Source organism: Sphaerisporangium corydalis (assembly GCF_025506355.1).
GTDB classification, from domain to species: Bacteria; Actinomycetota; Actinomycetes; order Streptosporangiales; family Streptosporangiaceae; genus Sphaerisporangium; species Sphaerisporangium corydalis.
This window is the reverse complement of sequence record NZ_JANZYP010000066.1, coordinates 49258-58512: the sequence shown is the minus strand read 5'-3', so window position 1 is coordinate 58512 and position 9255 is coordinate 49258. Positions and strand designations below refer to the sequence as shown.

7 protein-coding genes are annotated in these 9255 nt (G+C 73.4%); 4 read left to right on the top strand and 3 right to left on the bottom strand.

Translation table 11 applies throughout. The features are described from left to right. Together NYZ98_RS33435 and NYZ98_RS33430 are read left to right on the top strand one after the other, a co-directional pair. Nucleotides 1–669, top strand: a 669-nt coding sequence (locus tag NYZ98_RS33435) for a M48 family metalloprotease (protein WP_262847743.1), incomplete at its 5' end; no start/stop codon positions are given. Further along, nucleotides 651–1442 (top strand): hypothetical protein, encoded by a 792-nt coding sequence (locus NYZ98_RS33430; RefSeq protein ID WP_262847737.1) that lies wholly within the window; start codon nt 651–653, stop codon nt 1440–1442. The genes NYZ98_RS33435 and NYZ98_RS33430, both read left to right, overlap by 19 nt. A gap of 27 nt (nt 1443–1469) precedes the next feature. Here NYZ98_RS33430 and NYZ98_RS33425 read toward each other — a convergent pair whose 3' ends face one another. The 3 genes from NYZ98_RS33425 to NYZ98_RS33415 all read right to left on the bottom strand — a co-directional run bounded on the left by NYZ98_RS33425 (nt 1470) and on the right by NYZ98_RS33415 (nt 6979). Beyond that, entirely contained in the window at nt 1470–2858 is a 1389-nt protein-coding gene (locus NYZ98_RS33425; protein WP_262847732.1) for a hypothetical protein, read from the bottom strand. Between the two features lie 192 nt (nt 2859–3050). Then, nucleotides 3051–5462 (bottom strand): CHAT domain-containing protein, encoded by a 2412-nt coding sequence (locus tag NYZ98_RS33420; protein WP_262847730.1) that lies wholly within the window; start codon nt 5460–5462, stop codon nt 3051–3053. A 299-nt stretch (nt 5463–5761) separates the two neighbouring features. Then, nucleotides 5762–6979, bottom strand: coding sequence for an acetyl-CoA C-acetyltransferase (locus tag NYZ98_RS33415; protein WP_262847728.1), 1218 nt, complete (start codon nt 6977–6979; stop codon nt 5762–5764). Between the two features lie 114 nt (nt 6980–7093). Between NYZ98_RS33415 and mce the strand changes: the two genes are divergently transcribed. Further along, the gene (gene mce, locus NYZ98_RS33410) at nt 7094–7546 is read left to right on the top strand and encodes a methylmalonyl-CoA epimerase (protein ID WP_262847726.1); all 453 of its coding nucleotides are present in this window, start codon (nt 7094–7096) and stop codon (nt 7544–7546) included. Nucleotides 7547–7799: 253 nt separating this feature from the next. Continuing rightward, nucleotides 7800–9095 (top strand): DivIVA domain-containing protein, encoded by a 1296-nt coding sequence (locus NYZ98_RS33405; RefSeq protein ID WP_262847723.1) that lies wholly within the window; start codon nt 7800–7802, stop codon nt 9093–9095. Nucleotides 9096–9255 lie beyond the last annotated feature (160 nt).

Sequence of the window (9255 nt, the reverse complement as noted above, 5' to 3'; positions counted from 1 at the left end):
GGGGGCGGGGGCGGGGTCGCGGTGGGGGGTGACTCCGCCGGGTGGATGCTTCCGCCCTGGCTCTGGTTCTACTTCCTCGGCGTCGCCGCTCCCTCGGTGCCCGGCCTGCTGGCGGACGTCCAGGCCGACGCCGACGGCCTGGCCGTCCTGGTCACGTACCTGGCGGGCGGCGCGCGGCGCGCGGCCATGACCATCCTCACCGGAGCGGGCCTGCTCGAACTCTTCCCCGCCGCCCTGCTCCTCGCCGGCATCGCCGGCGTCCTGTTCCCGGGCGCGCGCGGGCGCTGGGCCGAGCGGCGGCACCACCTGGAGCCGAGCCAGGACCCGGTGGTCGAGGAGATGTCGGCGTACGCGCGGCGGTACGCCTCCGCCGTCGAGCTGCGGCTGGGCGAGCGGAGCGACCGGATGGCGCGCGTATACCCGGCCGGCCCGCGGCGGGCCCGCATCGCCGTCCACCCCCCGTTGCTGCGCCTGTGGCACGACGACCGGGAGGCCGCCCAGGCCGTCCTGCTGCACGAGGTCGCCCACCTGAGGCAGGGTGACCACCTGATCGTCGGCCTGGCCAGCCCGTTCGGGTGGTTCGTCCGGGTATGGAGTGTGATCCTGCTCGCCCTCGCCGTGGCAGGATCGGCGCCATCGCGATCTTCCAGGTGCTCGCGCACCTGCTGAACGGGACCTCGTTCCCCGAGACGCTCGGCTTGGTGGGCGGCGGCCTGCGGGCCGACCTCGTGTCCGCGCAGGCGACCCTGGTCGAGATGATCGTCCTGCTGGTCAACTGGCCGCTCCTCGCGCCGCTGTGGGCGCGGATCTGGACACCGGCGCGCGCCGCACGCCAGCGGTTCGCGCCGTACCTGGTGACGGCGCTCATCCCGGGCCTGCTCATCACCGGCGGACTGACGGCCGTCGAGCAGGACACACCACCGCCGGCCCTCCCCACCTCCTCCCCCGCCCCCACGACGCCACCGCCACCATCCGCGTCGGCGCGGGCTCCCGAGCGGACCGGCCTGGCCGACGACCGTCCGTGGACCGGCCAGGCGCTGCCCGCCGAAATGCGGATCACCGCCCTGACCTCGATCACCCAGCGGTCGGGGCCGGCCGAGTGGAAGGGCGTCATGGCCGGCTGGCTCGCCGGCGGCGTCTGGCGGGCCGAGAAGGACGGGCGGCTCTCGTTCTCCACCATGGCGAGCCGCACGGACCTGCGGGCGGGCACCGGCTCCTGGCTGCGGAACGGCGACACGGTCACGTTCTGGCTCGACGTCGGGCTGGACCTGGCGGGGAAGCCCGTGGACACCGAGATCAGCGGTGACATCGACCTGGCCGGCGGCCCGGCCGTCATGCACGCGTCCTGGACGCCCAAGATGACCGGCGCGAACCTCGACGACCTGCTGTCCGCGCCCGCCCTGCTCCTCACCGCCCCCCTCGACATCTACCCCGCCCCCTGACACCCGTCTCCTCCCGATGACGCCGAGCTACCTGTCCGGGATGTGCAGGCGGCAGGGCTCGGAGAACCCCTTGTCGGCGACGGTGGCCGTGGCCTCGGTGAACCGCCACTCCGGCTCCCCGGCGAAGGCGGGACGCACCGAACTCAGGTAGAACCGCTCCGAGACGATCACGATGAAGTGGCCGCGGGGCGCGGCCCGGGCCGCCGGCGGCGCGGCCCCGGCGGGCGGCCCGGGGGCCCCGTGGCGGGGCCCCCCCCCCGGGCCGCGGCCGGCGGGGGCCCGGCCCCCCCCCCGCAGCCGGTGGGCCCGCACGACCCCTTCCCCGCCGAAGCCGTTGACCGCCGGAAAGACCATGTCCTCGTCCAGCGCGACCCGCAGCCGCACCTCGTACTCCGGCCGGACGTGCTGGTTGGCCACGGCCAGCTCGCTGGCCAGCTCACGCAGGAACCAGCGGATCACCCTCGGCTCGTCGATCGCGGGGGGCATGACGATCAGGTGACCGTCGCCCTGCTGCTGGTGGTCCTCCTCGCGCGGGTAGACGTGGGCGGCGTTCAACGCCCCGTCCATCACGCGCACCAGCACGCTCTGCGCCCGTTTCTGCTCGGCGGGGTCCCGCTTGCCGTACCCCTCGACGTCGGCGGTGACGAACATCCGCCGCACGTCCTCGTTCACACGTTCCGCACGGACCAGGGCCGGTGGGGAGGCGGCCAGGTGCGGCGGCAGGGTGCCCGGTGCCGCCTCCAGGCCCGCCGGGAAGTCGTCGAAGTGCGGCCCCGCGATCGCCGGAGAGGACTCCGGGGACCGCCGGTGGGCCACCGGGACGGAGGTGAAGGTGCCGTCGGTGAGGTCGAGGGTGAAGCGGCGCGGTTCCCTGACCCGCACCGGGACCTCGATGCCCAGTTCGGTGTCCCGCAGCCGGGCCGACACCCCGATCGTCCCGGTCAGGGAGGTGGCCCGCTGGGGCACCTCCAGCAGGACCCGCGCCGCGCGGCCGCCCTCCGCGAGCGCGCCCCCGGGCTCCGGCCGCATCCGCCAGCGGAAGTCGTCACGGCCGTCCCCGAACGTCGTGACGGTGTCCGCCTCCACCGGGGCAGGGTCGTCGTTGTGGACGAGGGAGAGCCGCCGCGCCACCACGTCGCTGTCGTCCAGTGCGACCTGGAACACGGCCTCCACGTAGCTCAGGCCGGGTTCGGCCTCTTCCAGGTCGAACGGGAACCGAAGCTGCGTGTAGGTCCACCGGCCGGCGCCCCGCGCGGCCGACACCTCGGGCGGCAGGTCCTCGGGCCGCACCGGGACGACCAGGGGCCGGCCGAGCAGGACCCCGGCCTCGCGGGTGAGCCGCGTGCCGGCACCCTGGAGGGACTCCTCGGCGACCAGGTCGAGCCGGGCCGCCACCTCGAAACCGAAAGCGTTCACACCACACCCCCGGCCCCGCTCGGCCGGACCGCCCCATCCCGGCGCCCCGGCCAGGTCACGGCGTCGTGGCCCGGGACGGTCGCGAGGTGGCCCGCGGATCGAGGTCGAGGTCGAGGTCGCCGCACTCCGGGTTCTTCCGACCGGGTGTCCAGCTCGTGGTCGAGGACGGTCACGCCACACCTCCGGGTTCGTTCAATCGGCCAGGCCGAACAGGGTGAAGGCGGCCCAGCGCTGCGGGTCGTCCGGTCGTTCGGCGAGCAGCGAGAGGTGCGCGGCGCGCAGCGCCCCCGCCGTGCCGAGGCCGGAGTTCAGGTGCAGATCGTGGAAGCGCCGCAGCAGGTGGAGACTGTCGCGCTCCCGCACGGGCCACAGCGTCATGAGCACGGCGAGCGGCCCGGCCGCGAGGAAGGCCCGGCTCAGCCCGATGACCCCGTCGCCGGTCACCCGCCCGGCACCGGTCTCGCAGGCGGCCAGGACGACGAGCCGCGCCGGCAGGTCCAGTTCGTGCACGGCCGCGGCCGTGAGCCTGCCGGACGCGAGCGCGACGAAGGAGCCCATCGGATCGTCCGGCAGCGCCTCGGCGTGCGTGGCCAGGCACAGCACCGAGGGACGGCGGGCCGCGCCCTCGACCATGGCCGTCTCGGTCGCCGCGTCGCCGATGTGCACCTCGGCGCCCGGGAACAGGTCGCTGACCAGGCCGAAGCGCGTACGCAGGGTGCGCAGCGCGGGCAGCCCGTCCGGCATGGGCTCGGGATCGACCAGAGCACAGATCCTCGGCACCGGCCGGACCGGCTCACCTGACCGGCCAGGACCGCCCGCCATCCGATGCGCCGGGACGGGCGGGGCCGGCGGCGGTGAGGACGGCATGTGGGTGCGGCGGGACAGCAGGGTGGGGAGAATGGAGGCGGCGGGGAGCACCGTCGTGGTGTGGCGTTCGGCGAGGCGCCGTCCGTCCGCGCCGGCCAGCGCGTGGAACGGCACGCGCAGCAGCGCCTCGTGGGGCACCACCGCCAGCGCGGTCTCCGGGTCGGCGGGCAGCCACCGGGCCACCGGATCCCACAGGACCGCGCCCAGTTCGCGCAGCAGCCCGTTCAGCCGGGGCCCGTCGACCCGCTCGGCCCTGAGGTGCTCGTGCAGCTCGTCGATCCGGACCAGTAGCGCGCCGCCGTCCACCCTCTGGTCGGCGGTACGCAGCGTCCCGTCCTGCGCGACCACGAAGATGATCAGCCGGTCCCGGTGCAGGAAGTACTCCACGAGCGGCCCGCCGTACTCGCCCAGCAGGGCGGACATCCGCGCGGGGGTGAGCACGGGCGCGGTACGCCGTCCGGTCATCAGGTCGGCGTACGCGCGGGCGCGGGCCATCTCGGAGGCGGCCAGCGCGTCCCGCGCGCCCCCGAGGTCGAGGAAGGCGCCGACCAGGCGGCCGTGCAGCGGCCTGGCACGCTCCATCGTGAGGATCTTGTCCCAGTCGGTCGCGGCACGCGCCCGCCACAGCTCGACGTAGCGCGTCATCCGGGCCAGTGCCGACCGGTTGGCCTCCTGGGTGCGGCGCGCGTGCCCGACGGGGTCGAGGGCGCGCAGGTGGTCCCGATGGTGCTCCAGCCGCGTGGCGGACCCGGTCAGCGCGACGGCCGTGTCCTTCGCCGTCAGCACGAGGCCGGCCTCGGCGACGTCCCGCGTGGTCCATCGCTCCCGGTCCGCCTCCAGCCCGCGGAGGCGGGCCGCGAGGCCGGTGAGGATCCCGGCCGCCTCGCGGACGCCGGCGGCCAGTTCGGTCAGGCCGGGGGGTTCGGGGTCGAGGTGGCGGAGCCGCCCGGCGGCGGACGCGATCGCGGCGGCGGCCGGGGCGATGACGGAACCGAGGTGCCCGCGTGCCGCGATGGCGGCGAGCACCTCCTGGTCGGTGGCCAGCGAGTCGCGGACTCCGGCCAGGAACCGGCCCCACGCGGCGGTCGCCGTCGCGCCGACGCCCAGTTCCCTGCGCAGGCCGACGGCCTCCCCCAGGTGGTCGAGGAGCGCGTCGAACCGGCCGGCGGCGAAGTCCAGGGACACCTGCTCGTCGAGCGCGTTCACCCTGCTGATCACAGGCCCCGGCCCCGCGTCCTGTCTTCCTGCGGGCGCGAACCGGTCGCTGACCTGGACAGGGAAGCCCGGGAGGTCGCCGCCAGGTGCCGGAAGCGTCGACGCGGGCGGGTCGGCGGACTCGTCGCCGGGGGCCCGGTGGCCGCGGAGGACGGCCTCGTAGCAGGCCGGGCTCCCGTCGAGGGCCACGCCGGAGAACCGGACGGACCCGTACAGGACGTCCCCGCGCACGGTGATCTCGGCCACGCCGGTGCGGGCCTCCCGCGGCAGGTCGAAGCGGTCCCCCATCGGGCTCACCACGCTCGCCCACCAGATCGGCCAGGCCACGGGCGCCTGCGCCGGCCCAAGACGCACCGTCACGCCGAAGTCGGCGGAGGGGCCGGGACCAGGGCCGGCGGGATCGTGGGGGTGGACGTCGGCTTCGTCGGCGTCGGTGACGATCCAGAAAAGGCCGCCCGGCGCCTTTCCCGGAGAGGCGAGCAGGAACTGCGGTGAATTACCCCATTCAACGCTGATATCCACATCGGGGCACGACTCGCCGTCGACCGTAGGGGAGGCCGTGCCCCGGAACCGCCGCCGCCCACGGCCATCCGCCCGTTCCGCCACGATGAACGATGCTAAAGACTCCGGCTGGCGTTCGCCAGGAACAGGCCGGAAATAACGGCATGAACACCATTCATCCCCGACGTGCAAATCACGATTTATACACATCAATGTGATTCGTACTGATGATCACAGCCAGGCCCGCGCCCGCCGGCGGCCGGGGCCCGGCGGACACCCAGGTCAGGAACCGCCCAGGCGGTCGGGGAACGTCCCGGTGGTCAGGGGGCGGGGACGGTGATGATCAGGGCGTCGCCCTGGCCACCGCCGCCGCACAAGCCCGCCGCGCCGGTGCCGCCGCCACGCCGCCGCAGCTCGTGGGCGAGCGTCAGGACCAGCCGCGCACCCGAAGCGCCGATGGGGTGGCCGAGCGCGATGCCGCCGCCGTTGACGTTCACCTTGTCCTCGGGCACGCCCAGCTCCTTGGACGACTGCAGGACGACCGCCGCGAACGCCTCGTTGATCTCGATCAGGTCGAGGTCGCCCACGGTCAGGCCCTGCTTGCCGAGGGCCTGGAAGATCGCGTTGGCCGGCTGGGACTGCAGGGAGTTGTCCGGGCCCGCCACGTTCCCGTGGGCCCCGATCTCGGCGAGCCAGGAGATCCCCAGCTCCTCGGCCTTGGCCCGGGACATGACGACGACCGCGCAGGCCCCGTCGGAGATCTGGGACGCCGACCCCGCGGTGATCGTGCCGTCCTTGGCGAACGCGGGACGCAGCCTGCCCAGCGTCTCCACGGTGGTGTCGCCCCGTACGCCCTCGTCGGTGGTGAACACGATGGGGTCGCCCTTGCGCTGGGGCAGGGACACCGGGACGATCTCGTCGTCGAACCGGCCGTCCTTGGCCGCGGCGGCGGCGAGCTGGTGGGACCTGGCGGAGAAGGCGTCCTGCTCGGCGCGCTCCAGCCCGAGGCGGCCGTTGTACCGCTCGGTGGACTCCCCCATCGATACCTGGTCGAATACATCCGTGAGCCCGTCGAAGGCCATCGAGTCGATGATGTCGGCTCCGCCGTACTTCACGCCCTTGCGCAGCCCCGGCAGCAGGTGGGGGGCGTTGGTCATGGACTCCATGCCGCCCGCCACCACGATGTCGAACTCCCCGGCGCGGATGAGCTGGTCGGCCAGGGCGATGGCGTCGAGGCCCGACAGGCACACCTTGTTGATGGTGAGCGACGGCACGCTCATGGGGATGCCCGCCTTCACGGCGGCCTGCCGCGACGGGATCTGGCCGGCGCCGGCCTGGATGACCTGACCCATGATCACGTACTCGACCAGGTCCGGCGCGACGCCGGAGCGATCCAGGGCGGCCTTGATCGCCAGGCCGCCGAGCTCGACGGCGGACAGGCCGGACAGGGAGCCGAGCAGGCGGCCGATGGGGGTGCGGGCCCCGGCGACGATGACGGATCGCGGCCTGCCGGCCGGGACGGCGGGAGAACTGGGCACCAGGGCCTCCATGATGGGGTCGTCGGCGACTTTGCCACCATACCCAGGACGGACCACGCGGTTTCGGAGAGGGATCCCCGAAGCCCCGCGGTGCCACGAGAGCGGAGGACACGCATGCTGCTGAGAATCGACCATGTGGGCATAGCCTGCGAGAACCTCGAGGAGAAGATCGCCTTCTACCGGGCGGCCTTCGGGGTGACGGTCGTCAGCCAGGAGGTCAACGAGGAGCAGGGGGTGAAGGAGGCCATGCTGCACGTCGCCGACGGCGAGGGCGGCGGTTCCTACATCCAGCTCCTGGAGCCCACGGGCCCCGACACGCCGGTGGGGAAGTTCCTGGCGAAGCGGGGCGAGGGCCTGCATCACGTCGCCTACGGAGTGACGGATGTCACCAAGGCGATGGCGGCGATGGGCGGCGCGGGGGTGAGATTGGTCGATGAACACCCCCGCCACGGAGCGATGGGCACCTCAATCGCGTTTCTCCATCCGAAAGACGTGGGAGGAGTCCTGACAGAGCTGGTGGAGAGCCCGGCGCCCCGGCCCGAGCAGACGAAACTCAAAAATGGCTAATTCGTAACAACTCTCGCAGAAAGTCGGACGGGACCTCCATTTCGGCAACACCGGAGTACGCTGGCCTACCATCCGGACGTGGATCCCGCCATGGACGGGCGAGCCGAGCACAAGGATCTAGGGGCGAGCCGCAGCGAGCCCCTGCTAGTCGAGTGCCCGCGCGAGCGCGACCATTTGGAAGCGGATCCCCGCCTCGGATGTCCGCCCCCCGTCCGGCCCGTGTAGCCGTCTCGACAACCCAGGATCGAGCCTCATGCAGTCCGACATCGACGCCCAGCTGAACAATTTCTTTGAAGACACCCCCACGCGGGAATTCGACGTGGTTCTCCGTGGCTTCGACCGGCACCAGGTCCACGACCACTTGAAGCAGCTCGACACCGACCTGCGCCAGACCCGCGAGCAGCTCTCCGCCTTGCAACGGGAGCTCTCCGACTCGCAGCGCCAGTTGCAGGAGCAGGAGCGCCCGACCTACTCCGGTCTAGGTGCCCGCATCGAGCAGTTGCTGCGTCTGGCGGAGGAGCAGGCCACCGAACTGGTCCAGGCCGCCAGGTCCGAGGCCAACGAGATCAAGGCCGCGGCGAAGGTGGACGCGGCGGACGTGCGGGCCGCCGCGGAGAACGAGGCCGCCGAGAAGCGCGCCCTCGCCACTCGTGAGACCGACGAGATGCGCACGATGGCCGAGCGCGAGGCCGAGGAGATCCGCTCGACCGCCAAGCGCGAGGCCGACGAGCTGACCTCCACCACCGAGCGCGAGGTCTCCAAGCTCCGCGCCACGGCCGACCACGAGGTCGCCGAGAAGCGCGCGGACGCCGAGCGCGAGATCGCCAAGCTGCGCACCACCACCGAGCGCGAGGTGGCCCAGCTCCGTGCCTCCACCAAGCGCGAGCGCGACGAGGTGCTGACCACCGCCAAGCGGCAGGCCGACGAGATGCGGGCCCAGGCCCAGCGCGTCCTGGAGGAGTCCGAGGCCAAGCGGGCCCAGGACGAGGCCGAGTTCGAGATCCAGCTCGCCGCCCGCCGCGAGGAGGCCGAGCGCCAGGAGTCCGAGCGTCACGCCACGGCGCAGGCCGCCACGCAGAAGCTGGTCGCCGAGGCCGAGCAGCGTGCCGCCACCGCCGAGCAGCGGGCGACCAAGGCCACCCAGCAGGCCGAGCAGAGCCGCCGCGAGGCCGACACCCACGCCAAGCAGCTCCTGGCGAACGCGCGCAAGAACGCCGACCAGTTCGTCGCCGAGGCCAAGGCCAGCGCCGAGTCCATCGTCTCGGACGCCAAGTCCGACGCCGAGCGCAACAGGACCGTCGCCCAGCGCCAGGTGGACGAGCTGACCCGCCAGCGCGACAGCATCACCAGCCACCTCGCCCAGCTGCGCCAGCTGCTCGGCGGCGCGGCGCTGCCGGGCATGGACGAGGCTCCGGCGGTCGCCGCCGCCCCGCCGAAGCCGGCCCTCGCGGCCACGCCTTCGGTGCGGGAGGAGCGGCCCAGCCCGGCGCCGGCGCCGCAGCGCGCCGCCGCACCGGCCGAGGACGAGTCCGAGTGGTGGCAGGAGTAGGCACCTCACCAGTTCAGGGGCGATAGGGACGGCTACCGGGAGAGCCTGGCGATCACCATGGTCGCTAGGCTCTCCTGTGTTCTCCGCCCGTTCCACCGGACCGGCGCGCCCGGGCCCTCGCCTGTCACGCCGCCGCCGGCCTCCCGCCCCCCAAGGAGCA